Origin of the sequence: Flavobacterium sp. RHBU_24 (assembly GCF_046613695.1) — a bacterium.
In the GTDB taxonomy this organism is placed as follows: domain Bacteria; phylum Bacteroidota; class Bacteroidia; order Flavobacteriales; family Flavobacteriaceae; genus Flavobacterium.
Map to the genome: position 1 here is coordinate 89787 of NZ_JBKJHD010000007.1, position 20500 is coordinate 110286.

Annotated in this window: 18 protein-coding genes and 1 other RNA gene; 8 read left to right on the top strand and 11 right to left on the bottom strand. The window is 43.7% G+C overall.

The annotated features are described in order from the left end of the window. Positions 1–17 precede the first annotated feature (17 nt). The 3 genes from ACLI09_RS09025 to ACLI09_RS09035 all read right to left on the bottom strand — a co-directional run bounded on the left by ACLI09_RS09025 (position 18) and on the right by ACLI09_RS09035 (position 6132). Positions 18–1724: a sodium:solute symporter family transporter gene (locus tag ACLI09_RS09025; RefSeq protein ID WP_411419281.1), complete on the bottom strand. Its 1707-nt coding sequence runs from the start codon at positions 1722–1724 to the stop codon at positions 18–20. A 55-nt stretch (positions 1725–1779) separates the two neighbouring features. After that, positions 1780–3270 carry an L-arabinose isomerase gene (gene araA / locus ACLI09_RS09030; protein WP_411419282.1) on the bottom strand — a complete coding sequence of 497 codons (1491 nt, stop codon included), beginning with the start codon at positions 3268–3270 and terminating at the stop codon, positions 1780–1782. A gap of 390 nt (positions 3271–3660) precedes the next feature. Then, positions 3661–6132 carry a DUF5686 and carboxypeptidase regulatory-like domain-containing protein gene (locus tag ACLI09_RS09035; RefSeq protein ID WP_411419283.1) on the bottom strand — a complete coding sequence of 824 codons (2472 nt, stop codon included), beginning with the start codon at positions 6130–6132 and terminating at the stop codon, positions 3661–3663. A gap of 236 nt (positions 6133–6368) precedes the next feature. On the opposite strand from ACLI09_RS09035, the gene ACLI09_RS09040 reads away from it, so the two are divergent. The 4 genes from ACLI09_RS09040 (at position 6369) to ACLI09_RS09055 (ending at position 8428) form a co-directional block, all read left to right on the top strand. Then, positions 6369–7268, top strand: coding sequence for a cation diffusion facilitator family transporter (locus ACLI09_RS09040; protein ID WP_411419284.1), 900 nt, complete (start codon positions 6369–6371; stop codon positions 7266–7268). Between the two features lie 79 nt (positions 7269–7347). Beyond that, on the top strand, positions 7348–7653 hold the full coding sequence (locus ACLI09_RS09045; protein WP_411419285.1) for a hypothetical protein: 306 nt from the start codon (positions 7348–7350) through the stop codon (positions 7651–7653). A gap of 134 nt (positions 7654–7787) precedes the next feature. After that, a complete protein-coding gene (locus ACLI09_RS09050; protein WP_411419286.1) occupies positions 7788–8081 on the top strand; it encodes a hypothetical protein in 294 nt (97 codons plus the stop codon). Further along, a complete protein-coding gene (locus ACLI09_RS09055) occupies positions 8078–8428 on the top strand; it encodes a hypothetical protein (protein WP_411419287.1) in 351 nt (116 codons plus the stop codon). Before ACLI09_RS09050 ends, ACLI09_RS09055 begins: the two co-directional genes overlap by 4 nt. 5 nt (positions 8429–8433) lie before the next feature. Here ACLI09_RS09055 and ACLI09_RS09060 read toward each other — a convergent pair whose 3' ends face one another. The 6 genes from ACLI09_RS09060 to ACLI09_RS09085 all read right to left on the bottom strand — a co-directional run bounded on the left by ACLI09_RS09060 (position 8434) and on the right by ACLI09_RS09085 (position 14463). Beyond that, a complete protein-coding gene (locus tag ACLI09_RS09060) occupies positions 8434–8958 on the bottom strand; it encodes a nuclear transport factor 2 family protein (protein ID WP_411419288.1) in 525 nt (174 codons plus the stop codon). Between the two features lie 37 nt (positions 8959–8995). Next, an RNA gene (gene rnpB / locus ACLI09_RS09065) (RNase P RNA component class A) lies at positions 8996–9309 on the bottom strand. Between the two features lie 69 nt (positions 9310–9378). Then, positions 9379–11208, bottom strand: a complete 1830-nt coding sequence (locus ACLI09_RS09070; RefSeq protein WP_411419289.1) for an ABC transporter ATP-binding protein — start codon at positions 11206–11208, stop codon at positions 9379–9381. A 4-nt stretch (positions 11209–11212) separates the two neighbouring features. After that, positions 11213–12940 carry a phospho-sugar mutase gene (locus tag ACLI09_RS09075; protein ID WP_411419290.1) on the bottom strand — a complete coding sequence of 576 codons (1728 nt, stop codon included), beginning with the start codon at positions 12938–12940 and terminating at the stop codon, positions 11213–11215. 42 nt (positions 12941–12982) lie between these two features. Then, the gene (locus tag ACLI09_RS09080; protein ID WP_411419291.1) at positions 12983–13933 is read right to left on the bottom strand and encodes a glycosyltransferase family 2 protein; all 951 of its coding nucleotides are present in this window, start codon (positions 13931–13933) and stop codon (positions 12983–12985) included. Continuing rightward, the gene (locus ACLI09_RS09085; protein ID WP_411419292.1) at positions 13933–14463 is read right to left on the bottom strand and encodes a DUF4199 domain-containing protein; all 531 of its coding nucleotides are present in this window, start codon (positions 14461–14463) and stop codon (positions 13933–13935) included. Before ACLI09_RS09085 ends, ACLI09_RS09080 begins: the two co-directional genes overlap by 1 nt. Positions 14464–14688: 225 nt before the next feature. Here ACLI09_RS09085 and ACLI09_RS09090 point away from each other — a divergent pair, with 225 nt between their 5' ends. The 4 genes from ACLI09_RS09090 to ACLI09_RS09105 all read left to right on the top strand — a co-directional run bounded on the left by ACLI09_RS09090 (position 14689) and on the right by ACLI09_RS09105 (position 16879). Next, positions 14689–14961, top strand: coding sequence for a type B 50S ribosomal protein L31 (locus ACLI09_RS09090; RefSeq protein ID WP_411419293.1), 273 nt, complete (start codon positions 14689–14691; stop codon positions 14959–14961). A 249-nt stretch (positions 14962–15210) separates the two neighbouring features. Next, positions 15211–15774 carry a DUF4256 domain-containing protein gene (locus ACLI09_RS09095; RefSeq protein WP_411419294.1) on the top strand — a complete coding sequence of 188 codons (564 nt, stop codon included), beginning with the start codon at positions 15211–15213 and terminating at the stop codon, positions 15772–15774. Between the two features lie 120 nt (positions 15775–15894). After that, the gene (locus ACLI09_RS09100) at positions 15895–16314 is read left to right on the top strand and encodes a DUF5675 family protein (protein WP_411419295.1); all 420 of its coding nucleotides are present in this window, start codon (positions 15895–15897) and stop codon (positions 16312–16314) included. Positions 16315–16495: 181 nt separating this feature from the next. Next, positions 16496–16879, top strand: coding sequence for an ankyrin repeat domain-containing protein (locus ACLI09_RS09105; protein WP_411419296.1), 384 nt, complete (start codon positions 16496–16498; stop codon positions 16877–16879). Between the two features lie 76 nt (positions 16880–16955). On the opposite strand, the gene ACLI09_RS09110 is transcribed toward ACLI09_RS09105, so the two are convergent. Then, positions 16956–17123: a hypothetical protein gene (locus tag ACLI09_RS09110; RefSeq protein ID WP_411419297.1), complete on the bottom strand. Its 168-nt coding sequence runs from the start codon at positions 17121–17123 to the stop codon at positions 16956–16958. Positions 17124–17216: 93 nt separating this feature from the next. Further along, the gene (locus ACLI09_RS09115) at positions 17217–20354 is read right to left on the bottom strand and encodes a T9SS type B sorting domain-containing protein (RefSeq protein WP_411419298.1); all 3138 of its coding nucleotides are present in this window, start codon (positions 20352–20354) and stop codon (positions 17217–17219) included. Positions 20355–20500: the final 146 nt, after the last annotated feature.

Consider the following 20500-nt stretch of genomic DNA (forward strand, 5'->3'; position numbering starts at 1 on the left):
AGTGAGTTTAAGTTGTTCTACCAGAATGTTATATAAAGGCCGGCTACACAAAGCAGTGTTATTACTATAAGCGCCAGTGTGCCCGGCTCTACTTTAAACATGCTACTGTCAAGTTCAAGGCCTTTAGGGTTAATTCTTGGCCCTGCAAGGCTCATACCTATCATCAGCACCATGGTGAAGAAGAATGCCCAGCCCATACATATAAGGAACGGAATTTCATAAACACCGTCTTTGTTAATGTAGGCAGTCCATAGCAATGTTTCGTGGCCAAATGCACTTACAGCATACGAGTTGAAGAATACCGAAAGTACAAAACCACCTACTACACCGGCAACAGCCGCTGAACCTGTAGTACGTTTCCAGAACATACCCAGGATGAATACTGCGAATACACCCGGGCTAAAGAAGCCGGTATATTTTTGTATGAAGGTAAATCCGCCTTCGCCGCCTATACCTAATGCATCATTCCACGTAAGCGCTATAGAGAACAGTATGGCAACAAGGATGGCAATACGGCCCATGATAACCAGCTTTTTCTCTCCGGCGTCTTTATTAATATACCTTTTATAAATATCAAGGGTAAAAATTGTAGAGATACTGTTTGCTTTACCGGCAAGCGATGCCACGATGGCCGCTGTAAGCGCAGCTACCGAAAGCCCTTTTAAGCCTGTTGGCAAAAAGCCAAGGATGGCAGAGTAGGCATTATCTGCCTTAAACGCTTCGCCCACACCCATTTCGGTTTGTAGCGCGCCGTTTTTGTACAGTACGTAAGCAGCAATACCCGGAAGCATAACGATAACCGGCATGGCCAGTTTCATAAAGCCGGCAAATAGTATACCGGTACGAGCCGTTTTAAGGTCGGCACCCAGCGCACGCTGCGTAATGTACTGGTTACAGCCCCAGTAGTTAAGGTTTACAATCCACATACCGGCAAAGTACATTGCGATACCCGGAAGCATAAGGTATTTGTTTACTTCTGCCTGGCTTGCGCCCGGGCCCGGTTTGTCGCCCATCATTACAAAGTGGTCTGGCGCGTCGGCCATCATGGCTTTAAAGCCCGCGATAGCATCAGTACCTAACCCAAAGTGCTCGCTTACCATTGTAAGTGCAATGTAAGTAGTGGCAAGCCCGCCTATTACAAGTACTATTACCTGTATAACATCGGTAAAGCCAATAACCTTCATACCGCCAAGTGTAATAACCAGTGAGAATATAGCCATGGCAATAACAATAGCGTGGAAATGCTCAGGGCCTGCCATGTTAGCAATGGCAATAGCACCTAAGTAAAGGATAGAGGTAAGGTTTACAAACACGTATAAAAACAGCCAAAAGATGGCCATAATTAAACTGGTTGTCTGGTTGTACCTGTTTTCAAGGAACTGCGGCATGGTAAATATCTTGTTTTTAAGATATACCGGTATAAACCATACAGCTACTATAATAAGCGCAACGGCGGCTAACCATTCGTAGGCTGCTACGGCCACACCTACTAAAAAGCCATTTCCGCTCATCCCTATGAACTGCTCGGCAGAAATGTTTGAGGCAATTAACGATGCGCCGATGGCCCACCAGGTTAACGAGCCTTCTGCAAGGAAAAAGTCTTTAGAATCTGAGATTTCGCCTTCAGTCTTCTTCTTCGTCCTGTAAATATAGTACCCATAACCGGATACAATGATAAAGTACGCAATGAAAATTACATAATCAATGGTAGAGAACTTGCCCATAATTTTAGATATCGTTTGAAGTTTGGTTAAATAAAGCGCCTAAGGTACTACTTTCTTATTTAAAGGCAATATCGTTCCACCTTAGTTCGTTTTTAATGCTGTCTATTGTACTTCCTTTACCAATTTTAATAAATTCGATACCCGCCATTTCGGTAAAGTCCTGTATGGTTTCGGCCGAAAGGTTCTGGCTGTAAGCGGTATGGTGTGCGCCACCGGCATATATCCATCCGGCACATCCGGTTTTCATATCCGGCAACGGTTTCCACAGCACGCGTGCTACAGGAAGGTTTGGCAATTCGTTTTGTGGCTCTACTGCTTCAACTTCGTTAACAATCATGCGGAAACGGTTGCCCACATCTATAATAGAAGCGTTAAGAGCAGCGCCACCCGCTACATTAAATACAAGGCGTGCAGGATCTGCTTTACCGCCTATGCCTAACGGGTGTACCTCAAGGCTTGGTTTTGTTGAAGCTAATGACTCATCTATCTCAAGCATATGTGAGCCAAGTACGAGTTCGTTATTCGGGTCAAAGTGGTAGGTATAATCTTCCATAAAGCCATTACCGCCTTCAAGCCCGCTGCCCATTACTTTAAAGGCACGCACAAGGGCTGCTGTTTTCCAGTCGCCTTCGCCGGCAAAGCCGTATCCTTCAGCAAGTAGCCTTTGCACTGCAAGGCCCGGAAGCTGTACCATGCCATGAAGGTCTTCAAACGTATCTGAAAAGCCTTTAAAGCCGCCGTCCACTAAAAACTTGCGAAGTGCAATTTCAATACGTGCTGCTTCGTAAACCGAGCTGTGGCGCTCACCGCCCGGAAGCAGGTCTGGCGCTATGGTATATTTTTCTATATATTCTTCTAAAAGTGCTTTAATATCGCTATCAGAAACGGCATCAATTAAGGCTACAAGGTCGCCAATGCCATAGGTGTTAACCGAAAAGCCAAATTTAAGCTCTGCTTCAACCTTGTCGCCATCGGTAACGGCTACAAAGCGCATGTTATCTCCAAAACGGGCAAATTTGCCACCCTGCCAGTCATACCATCCGGCAGCGGCACGGCTCCAGTTGCCTATCTGTTCTTCCACATCGGCAGCCTGCCAGTGGCCTACAACCACTTTGCGGTTTTTGCGCATGCGCGATACCATAAACCCAAACTCACGGTCGCCGTGGGCGCTCTGGTTAAGGTTCATAAAGTCCATATCGATAGAATTCCACGGAATGTCGCGGTTGTATTGTGTGTGCAGGTGCAATAGCGGCTTGTTTAAAACAGCAAGGCCCCTTATCCACATTTTAGCAGGGGAGAAGGTATGCATCCAGGTAATAACCCCTATTACATTTTCGGTAGTATTTGCGGCCAGCAGGGTATCATATATTTCCTGGGTAGTTTTTACTGTAGGCTTGTATACCACACGCACCGGTATTTTACCCGATGCATCCAGGCCTTTTGCAATTTCCTGAGAATGTTCTGCTACCAGTTTAAGCGTTTCTTCACCATAAAGGTGCTGGCTTCCGGTTACAAACCACACCTCAAATGTTTTTAAGTCAATCATAACTTTGTTGTAAAAATTTGTTGTTTGTTTTGGGCTATGGCCCCGTTTCTTCGGTTTATTTTTATTTAATTAATGATGATACACTACTATAAATAAGTGTCGAAATAACACTAATTTTTTGACATATACAAGCCTTAACCCAAAAAAATAAAGATTTTATAATTTTAGGCTATAAATATTGTAATCTGTAAAAATTGATGCAATTTGAATGTCATTTTATTGCCAGCCAAATTATAAAATATTTTTAATAATCAGGCAAACGATAGTTAACTTACTTATGGTCAAATATACCATAAATATTTTTTTATATGCAAGTGCAAAGTAAATATTTGTTAAATAGATTTAACATTTGTAGCGTTTTTAAATTTTTCTATGTATTCACTTACAAATTTATAATGACAAACTGAACATGACACCGTTTGTAGCCACCCCTGCCTGATACGAGCGAACATAGTCTACACGCAATATACGGAATGCGCCAATGCCTATGTTGCTAAACCCGGCGGTAAACTCCTGGTAAGGGGCGCGGTCTGGTGTTATAAGGTTGTGGTATCCTACAACAAGGTTCCATTGCAGCAGGTTTAGCAATGGTATTTTATTCATAATGTATCCTTTAAAATTGTGCTCGGCATGCAGCTCCAGGTAGGCATTGTTAGTACTATTAGTGTAGTATGGCAGCATGTTAAACGATTTTAATCGCTTACTATCACCCTCCGTAAAATGGGTTTGGTTTCCGTTAAAGTGCCTGTAGTCTACAAATGAGATACCGTCTGCCCCGAAGAACTTACCGCCGTTTATACCAATGCCAAAGTCGCCCTTGTTAGATACTGAAGTGTTGTAGGTAGCGGCAATACTTACAAAATCATATTTATAACGGTCAAGGTTTGCTGCAAAAGCCTTCTGGTATTCAAACGATACTTTGGGGTAATTTTCATCACCCACAGGTATTTTAGCGCCATTAGGATAGCTAATGTATTTAAACGGCCAGCGTATGTTACCGCTTATGGTAGCCTTAGTAACATACTGGGTTTCTATGGGTGCCGAGGTATAATTATAAGGCTGCAGCGGGTCGTTTGATGTATATACATCGTTATCTTTTATAAATACATAATCGGTATTGTTGTACAGTGCCTTCCTGCGCGAATATTCCACTACACCCCTGATGTTAAGCCAGCTTAAGGGGTTGCCGACATAGCCGAAAGAAAGGTACTGCTTGTCATACAGCTTCATATAGTTATCTTTAAAAAACAGTGTACTTATGGTGTTTACCAGCGGGGCTATAGGCTCATTAGGGTTAAACTGCTCTATACTGGTGCCGCCTCCTGCCGTAAATGTACCTACTTTTCTAAATCCTCTTGAGAGTGCACCCTTTACACGAAGCCTGTCTTCGGCAAGGCCATAATTAAAATCAGCCGAAGCGGCAAAATAATTTATCTTCTTGCCCCAGCGGGAGTAGCTTAGCCTTGTAGCTGTGTTCCATCCCTGTACGGTGTTAAATGCCGGAATTTCGGGTCCCCCATATTCAAAACGCACGTTTTTTGCCGTTGTGGTGTCCCTGTCGGTTTTATGGTAGGTGTAGCCGGTAATTATATCAAAAATATGGAACTTGTTACGCACCCGGGTTATGGAGTCAAGGCGTTTGGGGTCGTTCCGCACTGTACTAAGGCTGTCTTTTTTTATGTAGTCTTTAGTTTCTTCATTAGTTAAGGGCACCGGCCTTATTGTGCTCCAGTATACAGAATCTTTTTTGTTTGCGTCTTTTTCAAACGAAACCACTTCGCGGCCAAAGGTTTTCTTCTCAAAATGGTCGTGAAAAATATAATTGCTGTACACGTGGGTAAACTTACCTGTAAAGTTAATGCCGAACATACCCGCGTCAAAATCAAACGTCTGGGAGTTTTTTGCCCACAGCCCGTTATCGGCATTAAAGCTAAAGTTTTGCTTCAGGGTTAGGGTTTTAAGTGGTGGTATCTGCACGCGGTAGCCCTTAATATCAAAGTCTATGGCATATAGGGCCCAGCTGCCGTTTACTATATATATGTATCCTTCAAAAACAGGCTCCTTATCCCGGCGGGGAATCACCTTTATTTTATTTATTTCGTGCCCCTGCCCGTCAAAGCTGCTGCCCTCAAACTTGTATTTATAATAACCCATGGCGCCCTTTGCAATAGGCGATACCATTTTAACCTCAAAGTCGATAAAATCATCATAAAAGTTATAGAATGTGCCTAACGCTGTGTTATAGCTAAAGCCATTGTCGCTGCCGCTTACCTTGCTGGCTATTACTTTTTCCTTAAGGTTGTCGGGCTGTTCAAAGGTAATGTGCGATACTGTTTCACTCAGGTACATTACCCCGTTGCCCGTGCTGTCTACATAGCCTTCGGGTGTTTCTACCTTCATGCCCATTATCTTTTTGGGAAGGTTAGCTACTTTAAAAATTCCCTTGCTGTAAAAGTCGGCTTCAAAGCGGCCCGATTTTTCGCTGTTCTCTTTTTTATGGGCAATGGCTTCGCGTATAATGGCGTAAGCAGGGTCTTCAGCATTATCTATAACCAGTTCCTTCAGCTCATACTTCTCGTCCTCAAGCCTTATGTGGAGCGTGTAGGGCAGGGTAGTGGCATTAACCGCTATCTTTTTAGTCTTAAACCCTATGGACTGGAACACAAGCGTGTGGCTGCCGGGTTGCTTTACCGAAAGTTCATAGCCGCCATTTTCATTGGCGGTTGTATTAGTGTAGGTGTTTTCAAGCGCTACCGATACAAAGGGTATGCCCTGCCCGGAAGCATCGGTAATTTTACCCCTTATCTGGGCATGGGTAATGAGTGTAATAAAGAACAGGAGTAAGGTGAGTGTTTTGTTCATCGGTTTTATTCGGGTTATATGGAATTGGTATAAGCTTGTAATTTGATATTTGATAATTGGAATTTACTACATGCTATTTTTTAAAGTAGACGCGCAAAAACTTCTTTTGGTTGCATGGATAACGGCGCTTTACAAAATTTCTTACATTATAAATATACCGGTTATAACTTTAGCATTTATATTTTTGAAGGGCTTTGCATATAGCCTACTTTTGTACACACAAATAACCTAACAAAGTGGCTGAGAAAAACCGCATAACCCCACCACCCGAAGCCGGCCTTAAAACCACGCTTACCGGCATAGTAGTAAGCACAGTACTGGCAGTTATAAAAGCGCTGGGTGGTATATTTGGCAATTCTTACGCGCTTATTGCCGACGCCATAGAAAGCACTACAGATATTGTAACAAGCGGTATGCTGTATATAGGCCTTAAATGGAGCGGCAAACCTGCCGACAAAGAGCATCCCTACGGGCATGGAAAGGCCGAAGCCCTTATTGCACTGGGCATTGCCCTGGCACTGTGCGGTGCCGCCGTGGTAATTTCTATAGAAAGTATACATAACATACAAACACCGCATAAGGCACCAAAGGCGTGGACGCTTATTATACTGGGTGTGGTTATTTTAACTAAAGAATTATTGTACCGCTACGTGGTTAAAACAGGCGAGGAGCTGGATAGCGGTGCTATTAGGGCCGACGCATTTCACCACCGGAGCGATGCCATAAGTTCCGGAGCGGCGTTTATAGGCATTACCATAGGTGTGCTGGGCGGCCCCGGCTATGAAGTGGCAGACGACTGGGCCGCACTGCTGGCCGCTGTGGTAATTGTTATTAATGCCTGGCTTATAGCAAGGCCGGCCATAGGCGAACTGCTTGATGAAGAATTACAGCCGGAAATGAACATTCGCCTTAAGGAACTCGCGGCAGAAGTGCCTGGTGTGGAGTTTGTGCAAAAATGCCACATCCGCAAGATGGGGCTTATGAGCCATGCCGATATGCACATCTGGGTTAATAAAGACCTTACCGTGGCACGCGGGCACGATATTGCCCACAACGTTCAGGACCATATACAGGCCGCATTGCCGCAGTTTGCTTACATCCATATACATATAGAGCCTGCGGGGCATGTTGATTAAATTACCCAGTATAAAATATATTTAAACCAAAGCACAGCATTTAGTTATGCCGTATCTTTGGTTTCTTTATTTTAGTGCCATGAAAAAGATTACCGAAGCCATAGTGCGCAAAGATGCCTCCGTACATAAAATACAATTTGATAAAGAGTGGTTTTATTCAGTAGAAGATATGGAAGACTACCTGAATGAAAATCTTGCGGGGGTAGAAACCGTAAGCCTGCCCATGGATATTTTTGGCGAAATACTTAGTGTAAAATGTGCCACCTGGGAAGATATCGAACGATTTTTGCAAAAAGAGCCGCTGGAAAATTTTCGAGGAAGCGTGTTTAAGAACCCGCCACAACCTGCCAAAAAGCCTGCAACGCGCGGTAGGAAAAAAACATAAACCAAAACCAACCTACCACGCAAGACGACTACAGTATTACGTACCGTAACAATGTCGGCGAAGAAAAAGAAATAAACTTTACGTTAGATCCTAAAGTAGCCCAGTTGTTAAACGGCCTTAAAAACCCGTTTCAGTTGATTAAAAATTCGGCGCGGTTTGGAATCAAAGGCGCGGGTGCCATGTTCGGTGTTATAGCCGTGGCCGTTGTTATTAATGTGTTGTTTTTTATCGCAGCGTTTTTAGTTACGGCTTTTGAGTATTTTGACAAGGGGGTTATATCGCTGGTGCTGGTGGCAGTGTTAGGGTTTGTTTTCGCGTTTGTAATGATTCGCACCGCTTATTCTTTTGCCATAACAAAAGTGATTGAAGCCATATACCTTGAGGTGACACCCCTGTTTAAAAGAAAAGGCTGTGCGATGCTATTGTGAATAAAGTTGCCGACGAACTTACCAAACACAAAACACCCGATATCTTCTTGAACAACAGCGTTAACCTGTATGGCATTTACAACAGTAAACTGGAAATGCTGCCCGCATTTGCGCGTAAGGCTCTGTGGTTTATGGTTAAGCGTATACCGTTTGTAACATTTTTCGATAAAGAAATTACCGATACCATTATTGCAGGTAATAAACAAAAAGCATCCGAACTGCTTTTTACCCGTACCGATGGCTATATCAGTGGGAATGTTTTTGAAGCCAATAACCTTAAGTGGCTGTGGTGGATGCTGACACTGAATATAGTGGTGCAGCTTGCGGTAATTATGCTGAAGTTTTAATGGGGCTACTGTGCCGGCTGATGATTATAGCTAAATACCCGTTTTAATTTCCAGTTACTGTTTCCCTCTAAAATCCAGAGGCAGGTAAATTTTGCGCTACCGGTTTTAGTTACGGGTTTACCAGGCTCCTGTATATAAAATTCGTGTGTACCGGTTTCAAGCGCGCCATACATAACGCCATCCTTTTCCATAGGGCATACTTCAATGCTTTCGGCAACAGCCTTGCGGGTTATCTTCCCATAAGGTGAGTTACAAATGTTTTTTTGGGTGGCGGCTATAAATTCTTTCTTGTTTTGTACGCCCCCTTTATCGTGGTAAAACTCTAAATCACCGGCCAGTATCTCCTGTAAAACAGCATAGTTGCAGTTATTAAAACCCTGATCAAAAAGCAGGCTGTCCATTTTAATAATTTTTTGGTACAACTCAGATTCCTTATATTCCTGCGCGGTTACTACGCTACTGTAAAAAAGCGGCAGTAACATTATACTTAAAACTACAGTTCTTATCGATTTTTTACCAGCCTGTTTCATACGAGTGAAGCTAAATCTGAAATATACAATCTGAAATAAAAAAAGCAGGCCTGTAAGCCGGATTCTGTACCCGCCGTGGCGGGTCCTTATCATTTATCTGGTGGCAACATTACTGTTGCCATCTATCTGCCTACCCCCCGGCATCGGGCGGGCCGCCCTACATATAGCCGGTATACATGGCATTTCACCGCATAGAGTTTACCTGGTTTCACTACAGCATTACCTGTACATACTTTCTGCTGCACTTGTCCTCTCCGCCGGGGCGGATGACGGGCGTTACCCGCTATGCTGCCCTCTGGTGTCCGGACTTTCCTCTTCCGCCGTGGCGGAAGCGATAAGGCGGCCTGCTGGTGGCAAAGATAGCCTTTTTATTTCCAGATTTTATCTAATATACACATCCATGCATCCTAAACATTCCCGCTATTCGAACGATTGCATCATTACCAGTTTCTTATAGGTGCCATCCCGGGCTATAAGCTGGTCGTGGGTGCCCTGCTCTACAATGCGGCCGTGTTTCATTACCACTATAGTGTCTGCTTTCTGTATGGTGCTTAGCCTGTGGGCTATTACTACCGATGTGCGGTTTTGCATCATATTGTCCAGTGCTTCCTGAACCAGCTTTTCACTTTCTGTATCCAGGGCTGACGTGGCCTCGTCCAGTATCATAATCGGCGGGTTTTTAAGCACCGCACGGGCTATGCTAAGCCGCTGTTTTTGTCCACCGGAAAGGTTGCCACCGCCTTCGCCTATGTTATAATCAAGACCTTCGGGCTGGCCCATAACAAATTCGTGGGCATTTGCCACTTTAAGCGCGTTTATAATTTCTTCTTCAGTGGCGTTTGAACGCCCAATAAGCATATTGTTGCGCACAGTGTCGTTAAACAGGATGCTGTCCTGCGTTACAAGGCCGGTAAGGCCCCGCAGCGAGTTAAGTTTTATATCGCGTATGTCGGTCCCGTCTATTTTTATGCTGCCTTCCTGCACGTCATAAAAACGAGTAAGCAGGTTAGCCACGGTACTTTTACCAGAACCGGACTGCCCCACAAGGGCTACCGTATGGCCTTTAGGCACCGTAAGCGAAAAGTCTGTCAAAACATTCTTTTCATCTTTATAGAAAAACGAGATGTTTTCGATGGTAATAGTACTGTCAAACGTTTGTTTCTCAATAGCATCAGGCTTATCGTCTATCGCAACCGGGGCTTCCAGTATCTGCACGATACGCTCCGCCGATGCGGTACCCCGCTTAAGGCTGTAACTGGCCTTAGAAATATCTTTTGCTGGCGTAAGGATATTATAGGCCATAAGGATATAGCCTAAAAAGAAACCTGCTTCCATGCTCTGGTCTTCAAAAACTAAGTACCCACCATAAACAAGCAATACAGAAATAATCAGGATACCCAGGAATTCGCTCATGGGCGACGCAAGGTTTTGGCGGTTAGCCACCGTATTGCTGTGCTCAAAAAGTTTGTTGCTCGTATCGTCAAATTTTTTCCCAAAAACCGCTTCCGCAGTAAATGACTTAATGATTTTAAGTCCGCCAACGGTTTCTTCTAATATTGATAATACCTGTCCCTGCTCGCGCTGCAACAGCATCGATTTCTTTTTAAGCGTTTTACCTACCTGTGATACAAGAAATCCGGCTATGGGTATAAATACAAATACAAAAAGGGTTAGCTTAACGCTGAGCATTAGCATGGCCCCTAATGTAAAGAGTATGGTTAGCGGTTCCTTAACAATCATCTCAAGGATGTTTTGTAGGGAACTGCTTATCTCGTTTACATCGGTAGTAAGGCGCGAGATAATATCACCCTTAGTGGTTTTTGCATAATAAGAGGCCGGCAGGCGTACAATGCGGGCATACATGGCTTCCCTTATGTCTTTAATAAGGCCGTTGCGCAGGTAGGTTATAAAATAAACCGCTAAATAGGTAGTAAGGTTTTTAAGCAAAAAGATAATCATTATCATCCCGATAATGTACATAAGTACCGTAAAAACCCCAAGACGGTCTATTTGCAGGGTAAGCACATAGTTCAGAGAATCTTCAAGATATTCCTTAACATGGCCTATGCCGTGGTATACCGGTTCGTTTACAACACGTTTGTTATCTTCAAAAATTACTTTTAATACCGGTATTACCGCTATCAGCGATATGGTACTGAAAAACGCGCTCAGCACATTAAAAAAGACATTTAAAAAAACATACTTCTTATAAGGCAGTGCTAAGCGCGCTATTTTTTTATAATCACTCATCTAATTATTTGAGGTCAAGCTCCTCTACAATATTCTTGATTTTCTGGTCAAGCGCTTCTTCCACGCGCTTAAAGTTTTTAACATCGTCAAGCGCGTCGTTCACGCTGAAGTAAAATTTAATTTTAGGCTCGGTACCACTTGGGCGGGCGCATATTTTAGTGCCGTCTTCAAGATAATAAATAAGCACATCGCTCTTAGGAAAGTTTAACTGCTCTTCGGCGCCGGTAAGCAGGTTCTTAGCAGTGGATGACTGGTAGTCTTCCAGCATTATTACACGCTGCCCGTTAATTTCCTTACGTGGGTTTTCACGCCAGTCTACCATCATCTGCTTTATCTCTGCAGCACCATCTCGGCCTTTTTTGGTAAGCGATATAAGGTACTCTTTATAGAAGCCGTATTTTACATATAATTTAAGTAATTCCTGGTACAGCGAGCTGGCATTTGCTTTTGCCTGGGCCGCAATTTCACACAGCAACAGGGTAGATGTAACGGCATCTTTATCGCGCACGGCATCGCCCACCATGTAGCCAAAGCTCTCTTCGCCACCGCCTATAAACTCCTCTTCCGGGAAGTCAACAATCATCTTGGCAATCCATTTAAATCCGGTAAGGCCCACTTTGCACTCTATGCCATAAGCACTTGCAAGCTCGTGCATCATGGGGGTAGAAACAATAGTAGAGCCTATAAACTGCTTACCATCAAGCCTGCCTTTTTTTTGCCATTCGTTAAGCAAAAACTCAGTCATTAGTATCATGGTCTGGTTACCGTTAAGGAGCGTCATAATACCGTTTCCGTTGCGCACGGCTACACCCAGGCGGTCGGCATCAGGGTCAGTACCTATTACAAGGTCGGCGTTAACTTGGTCGGCAAGCTCCACGGCCATTTTAAGGGCCTCGGGCTCTTCGGGGTTTGGCGATTTTACAGTAGGGAAGTTACCATTTGGCACTGCCTGTTCCGCTACTATATGTAGCTGGCTGTAGCCCGCATCTTCAAGCAGGTCCGGTATTAGTTTTACCGATGTGCCGTGAAGGGGGGTATATACAATTTTAAGCGCATTTTTTGCTTCGGCAGCTGTATTAAACGATGCGTTAACTAAAGATGATTTTATAAACTCTTTATCGATAGCATGGCCTATATATTCTATAAGGTCTGGGTTCGATTCAAACTTTATATCAGCGTAGTCTAAAGCCTCAATAACGGTTATTACCTCCTTATCCTGCGGTGGCACCAGCTGGCCGCCATCCTGCCAGTATACTTTATAGCCATTATATTCCGGTGGGTTGTGCGATGCTGTAAGTACAATACCGGCATGGCAATTAAGGTGTTTTACTGCAAATGAAAGTTCAGGCGTGGGGCGAAGCTCTTCAAAGAGATATACTTTAATACCGTTTGCGCTAAATACGTCTGCCACTACTTTGGCAAGGGTATCGCTATTGTTGCGGCAATCGTAGGCTATTGCTACTTTTACATCTTCTCCCGGGAACGATGTTTTAAGATAATCAGATAGCCCTTGTGTGGCCTTGCCCAAGGTATATTTATTAATGCGGTTAGTGCCGGGGCCCATAACGCCGCGCATACCGCCGGTACCAAATTCAAGGTTACGGTAAAAGCTGTCTTCAAGCTCTTTAGGGGCGCTAGCCATCATTTCTGTAATTGCTGCCTGTGTTTCGCTGTCAAAAGTAGGTGTAAGCCATACATTTACCTTGTCTAGTACTGTCTTTTCAATTTCCATGATTTTTGTGAGTTTTTATAACGTGTTGATCAGGTATTAAAATTATAAAGTTTCGCTGATTTTATAGCGTTCTTCGTTATTTTTTGTGCGAAGAATTATTTCGCCTAAAAATCCGGCCAGAAAAAGCTGCGTGCCTATTATCATTGTAACAAGGGCAATATAAAACCAGGGGTTATCGGTAACCAGTATGGTTTTTTCACTATGGTAGAGCTTATAGAGTTTTAAAAAACCAATATACAGCGCAGAAAACATGCCTATTAAAAACATAATTACCCCAATGGCCCCAAATAGGTGCATGGGCCTTTTTCCAAAACGCGACAGGAACCAGATGGTTATAAGGTCCAGGAATCCGTTTATAAAGCGGCTCATGCCGAATTTAGACGACCCGTATTTGCGTGCCTGGTGCAGTACTACTTTTTCGCCTATTTTTTTAAATCCGGCGTTTTTTGCCAGCACCGGTATGTAGCGGTGCATCTCTCCCGACACCTCTACATTTTTTATAACAACATTTTTATAGGCTTTGAGCCCGCAGTTAAAGTCGTTTAGTTTTACCCCCGATGTTTTCCTCGCGGCCCAGTTAAAGAGCTTACTGGGCAGGTTTTTCATTACCACATTGTCATACCGCTTTTTTTTCCAGCCGCTTACAAGGTCAAAGCCTTGCTGTGTTATCATGCTGTACAGGCCGGGAATTTCTTCGGGGCTGTCCTGCAGGTCGGCATCCATGGTAATAACCACGTCGCCCTCCGCACGGTCAAATCCGGCGTGCAGCGCCTGGCTTTTACCATAGTTGCTAAAAAAACGGATTCCCTTAACATTAGGATCCGCTTTACTGAGCGCCGTTATAACACCCCAGGAAGCATCGGTGCTTCCGTCGTCTATAAAAAGTATTTCGTAGCTAAAGTTATTTTCCGCCATCACTGCTGAAATCCAGCGGTGCAATTCGGTAAGCGATTCTTCTTCGTTAAGAAGAGGTATTACTATAGATAGGTTCATTAATTAAAAACCTCCTTTTTATTCCTAAGGGCAACCGCAACGATAAGGCCGATAATAATATACATAACCATACTGCTTAAATACGATTTTAAAAGCGAAAACGGTCCAAAGTTGTCAGTCTCTTTCATTGCCACTATTGTTTTTTTAATGTCTTCAGCCTTTGCGCCAAAGTTTTGCATCATAGAAACTGTCTTCTCTACAACAAGTGTAGTCATTGTTTCCTTAGCGGCCGGGTCTATTATATTAAACAATAGTATATTAAACAATATATTAATAAGACTGCCTATGGCCATAATTAAAACAAACGCCCCAAGGGCCTGTTTAAAACTTATAAACCCACCCAGTTGCTTTTTAGTTTTGGCAACTCCTATGATTCCTATTACTATATTAATGGCAAATATTGACAGGCCCACACCTATACTAACCATAAGCCCCAAATCTATAACATAGATTATTGTTGTGATAAGTATGGCAGCTACTCCCACAATAAGCCCAAAAGTTAAACCGTTTTTTTTGATTGCTTCATTCATGGTTTTTAATTTTTGTTTTGATGTTACAAATATACTAATTATGCAATATATGTCGCAAAAAAGGATGTACTGTTACACCCTAAAATTTATTGAAAACGTATTTGATTATAAAAAAATATGTGTACTTTTGCAGCCTGAATTAAATAATATAAACAAAGCTGTACCTGAGTTTATACCTTCTGTAACAAGAAGCCGCAAAATAAGGGCAGCCAAATAAAACAAAAAATGAAAAAAGGTATTCACCCTGAAAATTACAGATTAGTTGCTTTTAAAGACATGTCTAACGACGAAGTTTTTATTACTAAATCTACTGCTGACACTAAAGAAACTATTACTCACGAAGGTGTTGAATACCCGGTAGTGAAAATGGAGATTTCGCGTACTTCTCACCCTTTCTACACAGGTAAATCTAAACTTATTGATACTGCTGGCCGTATCGACAAGTTTAAAAACAAATATGCTAAATTTAGCAAAGAAACTAAAACTACTGAAGAGTAATTTAATCTCAAAATGTATACAGAAGCCCTCCGGAAACGGGGGGCTTTTTCTTTGAGGTTCTGTGGTGCTTAGTAACTTAGAGCCTCAGAAATTTTTTCATTATTGCCTTTATGAGCAGTTGAATCTTCGATTTCCAAAGGAAAGGGTGCAGCTTTTTTACTCAGCGCTAGCTGTACTCCTAAGCGACTTAGCGTCTAAGAACCTCATAACCTTTTTTACTATCTTAGCGTTATAAAATCTATCCACACCATGACCACAAAGAAACAACTATCACCCGACGGGCAGGAGGAGTTACTAACTATTTTAAAATCCCGGTTTGAAAAAAACACGAACCGCCATCCTGGGCTTGAGTGGCCTGCTGTACAGGCAAGGCTTGAAGCCAACCCAGCTAAGCTGTTTACCCTGGACGAAATGGAGGCCACAGGTGGCGAACCCGATGTGGTGGGATATGACGAAGTTGCCGGCGAATATATTTTTTATGACTGCGCGCCCGAAAGCCCTAAAGGCCGGCGGAGCCTTTGCTACGACCGTGTCGCGCTCGACAGCCGAAAAGAACATAAGCCTGCTAACAGCGCCGTAGATATGGCTGCCGAAATAGGCATTGTGCTCTTAACTGAACAACAATATCGTGAATTACAAAAACTTGGGAGCTTTGACCTTAAAACATCGAGTTGGGTGCAAACCCCGGCAGACATTCGTAAGCTTGGCGGTGCTATTTTTTGCGATTGTCGCTACAATACTGTGTTTACCTACCACAACGGCGCAGAGTCTTACTACGCGGCTCGGGGCTTTCGCGGGATGCTGCGGGTATAGTTGGTTGGTTGTTGACTTTTAGCCTTTTATATAAAAATACCCACTCTTGGGTATTTTTTTTAATGCCTTATTAAAATAGCTTTAACCCTATGAATTTAGTAACCAATAAACACAAATACTATGGAAATTAGGGTAGAACGATCGGTATTTACCGAAAATCAAACATTAGGAAAAATGTTTGTAGGCGGAGACTTTTATGCCTACACGCTTGAAGACAAGGACCGCGGACTTAATGGCGACTGTGCTAAAAAAATAAAAACAAAAACGGCAATAGATTATGGGCGTTACCAGGTGGTGCTTGCATATAGTAACAGGTTTAAAAAATACCTTCCTCTACTGTTAAATGTGAAGTGTTTCGAAGGGATACTTATACACGGCGGTAATAGCCATGAGAATACCGAAGGCTGTATATTAGTGGGGACCGACGGTGATATGAAAACAAAGATATGGAATTGTGCGAGCAAGGTTAACGGCCTCGTAGCACTGCTTAAGAAATATGAAAAAAAAGAAAAGATATGGATAGAGGTTGTTAAGGCATAAAACTATGCCTCCTGACAATTTTAATAGGCACATGTTGAAACATCAGTAATGTTAAAATTTTGTTAAAATTAATTTTTTCAGTAACGTTTATCTGGTTGTGAGCGTCTATTACTTTAAACGGCCTAATCAACCGTAAACATTTAAAATCATTTATAATTCAATCATCAAAAATTCAATCATCATGAAAAAAACGATCATTTGCCTGAGCCTTGCCCTTGCATTATTTAGTAACACAGCAATTGCCACTGCGGCTACATCTTCAACATTTGGGTTAGTTAACGAATACAGGAATGCTACGCCGCTGGCCGTTGCTATTGTAAAGGGGGATATAGCAACAGTAAAGAAATTTATTGAGTACGGCAGCGATGTAAACGAGCTGTCTAACGGACTTACCCCGCTAATGCTTGCAGCCCGTTACAACCAGGTAGAAATTATAGACCTACTGCTACAAAATGGTGCCAAAATAAAAGCCAAAGATGAAAAAGGCTTAACAGCACTTAAATATGCACAGATGAGCAATGCTACCGATGCAGTAAATGCACTTCAAAAAGCACTTGAGGCTTAAGGCATTAAATTATACTGTGAGTTGTATAATTTATTTGAAAGCATCCTGTTAATGGCGGGATGCTTTTCTTATTTTATTACCTCCTGAATTTATTTATAAGCCATATAATAAGAACTACTAAGGCTATAACTATAAATATACCTACACCCATACCAAATTTAAAGATGTCTCCCACAACTTCACATCCGGTTACCAGCGAAAGCAGTGCGGCAAACACGCCTAATTTTATTACCCTGTTTTGCATAACATTTTGTTTCTAGATTATTGAATACTTAAAAGTACGTCTTGCACTACAGAAATTTCTTAAAAATAAATTAATTGTATAAAAATTAAGTGTTTACCGTATAAGGCTAAAGTGCGAACTAAATGTTTTCTCTACACCATATTCACTATATACTGCTTTAAACCAGTAGTCGGTGGCGGGTAATGGGCTGCCATTTAAGGTACCGTCCCACCCACGGCTTGTGGGTGCTGAAAACTGGGTTATCAGTTTTCCGTATCGGTCATATATAAATATGGTAACTCTTACATTGTTTTCGGGTTTGTCAATGTTCCAATGTTCATTATAGGCATCGCTGTTTGGGGTAAAATATCGTGGGTAGCTGATAATAATGTAATTAGGCTCTACCGTAACAACAATCCTTTCAAGAGGGCTTTCGCACCCATCTATTGCCTGGCTTACATAATAGACAGTTGTTCCAATGTTCGCGGATGAGGGCACCGGTGCAGCGTTAAGCAATTGCATAGCGCCGTTGTACCACTTAATATTTGTTCCGGTTGCCGTAAGGGGCAGGGTAGGGATATTGTGCTTATAGGTTATAAGGGTTTCGGTAATGGGTACGTTGGGGGTAGGCAGTATGGTTACCACAATTTCCGTGCGGCTGCTTTCGCATCCATTTTCCAGCTGGCTTACATAGTATTTATATACCCCCGGTACGGCAGATGAAGGTACGGGACGGCTAAGTGTTCCTGCACCGCCAAGGGCCTCAGTGTACCACACCAGGCCTGTGCCCGTAGCGGTAAGCGCATCGGTAGGTTCACCCTGGCAATAGGTTATTGAGCGGCTGGCCTCGGGTGGCGGCAAAATATCTATAATTGTTACGGTTATGGCTACGCGTTCGCTTTCGCAGCCGTTTATGCTTTGGGATACATACCAGGTAGTAGTTCCGGGTACGGCTGTTTGCGGCAGGGGCGCTGTAGCAGTGCCAATACCACCCGATGGCTGGTTATACCAAAGAAGGTTTGAACCTATGGCAGTAAGTGGCAACGCGGGCGAATCCTTGCAATAGGTAAGATCCATAACGCCGGGCGTGGCAGGGACACTTGGCGCAATCGTTACCAGTAATGGCGGCGACTGGCAACCGGCGGCGTTCTTTATACGGATAAAATAATCGCCCAAGGCAAGCGGCGGCGACGTATTGAGGGCCGTCCAGGTAGCCCCGTTATCAAAACTATATTCCTGTGCGGCGGAGGTTACGGTTATAACGCCCGTGCTTATATTGCAGTCGGGCTGCTGCACGCTGACTAAAGGCTCCAGGGGCGCGGCCAGGCCAGGGTTTATATAGGCGGCTGTAGCCGGTGACACGCACCCCTGGGCGTTTTTAACCGCGACATTATAATTTCCCGGAGGTAGCCCGGCCATGCTGTTTTGGGTAACCCAGGTGATGCCACCGTCAAAACTGTAGTATGCCGCACTACTGGTAATTGTAATACCGCCCGTACCTACGGCACATGTAGGGTCGGTAACAGTGAGTGATGGTGCAGCCGGTGCGCCTGGCGGGGTATTAATGACAACAATAAGCGCGTCCGATAGGCACCCATATTCGTTAATAACCCTTATATCATAGGTGCCGGGGGTAAGCAGGCTTTTTGCATTACTGCTTTCCCATGTAGCACCACCGTCAAAACTGTATTGCGGGGCTACCGTATCTATAGTTATGCTTCCCGTCGAATCGCTGCATGAAGTAGGCTGGGTTACTGTAATATCGGGCTGTGCCGGCCGGGGTAATGGGCTGTCTACGTGCACAAACCGGTTAAAGCTTACACACCCTATCGCGTCTTTATATACCAGTATATATTCGCCTTCGGGCACGTTGGCTAATACCGGGTCAGTGCTCCAGGTAAGGCCACCGTCAAAACTAAACTCCGCGGCACCTGCATTAGTAATGGTTATAGAGCCTGAGACCGTACAGGTAGGGTCGGTATATAAAAACGTTGGCAACGGTAAAAATGCCGGCGCCGGGGATAAATAAACTTCTGAAATATATGACTCGCAGCCTGAATTGTACCTAACCTTAATTTGGTACTCACCCGTTAAAAAGGTTGCCACAGGGTTAGTACCCCAGGTTGCACCGCCGTCAAAGCTGTACTCGTCTGCCGGTGTGGTAATGGTTATGGTGCCGGTGTTGTCCATACAATTTGGCTGGACGGTTGTAGCATCAGGGGCGGGTGTTCTTGGCGATATGGTGTACCCCGGGCTTATATAACATTGCCCACCAGATGTTATCATTACAGCATATACCCCGATATTAGCCGGGGTGGCAGGCACAGCATACGATGGCTGCGTGGCGCCCGTTATGGCGATACCATTGTTATACCACTGGTAGGTTGCCGATGGCGTTAAAGAAATAGTGGGGTGAACGGTAAGCACCAGGTTGTTATCGCAGAAATTTCCGGCCTCGCCTATATAGGAATATGCTTCTCTAAGCACCAGGTTGTCGAAGAAAAAACGAGGCCCCCATAGTGAAGATCCTAAACTGGCATCCGGATAGCCGTCCGGCAGTACACCGGGTGGGGCGCCTATCATAATTGAATTAATATTAGACGGAGGGGTAAAGCTAATGGTAAGCTTCCCCCAGGATGCTACCGGGGTGTACACCGCGCTACCTATAACGTCCCAGTCTGTAGAATATGTATCTGGGCTTTCGTGAGTTGGCAATCCCTCTGTAATACAGGTTGCGTTACCAAATATTGTAATGTTTACCGGGCCGTAATTTATAACACCATTATTGCCTATGGCATCGCCGGTGCCGGTTACAGGCAGTGAGGCAATATCAAGTGTAAGCTGGTAATTTACTCCGGCCAGCAGGGGGGAATTAAGGCAGGTGCCAAAGTATTCTTTGCCATGGGTAAAAAATAAAGCACTTACCATAGCCTGGCCGTCCGGCGGCGGAACAAGGCCTGTATTAAGGATTGCAGGCGTGTAGTACCCACAGTTATAATAATCGGTACTGTCCCACCTGCATAACCAGTTAGAACAGTAATGCAGTTGCTTAATTACATAAGGGCATGTAATATATTCTTCAAAAGAAGGATTAGGTATTATAGAAGTGATGACAGGGGTGTTGCAAAAGCAATCAGGGTCGTTAATATCTATTAGGCCGTCGCCGTCGTCATCAAGGGCATTGTCGCAAATTTCCTGTGCACTGAGGCAAAGGCTGCAAAGCAAAAATAACAAGGTGAGTAATTGTTTCATCTGTCTATGTTGTTAACGCAAGTATACGTTTTTTTGATTTACCAATTGAAAAAGCGGCTTAATCGATTGCGTTACTCTTTTATTAGACAGACAAAGAAGAATGTTTTTACCCTACCCCTGATTTTATATTTTTATACAATTTAAGC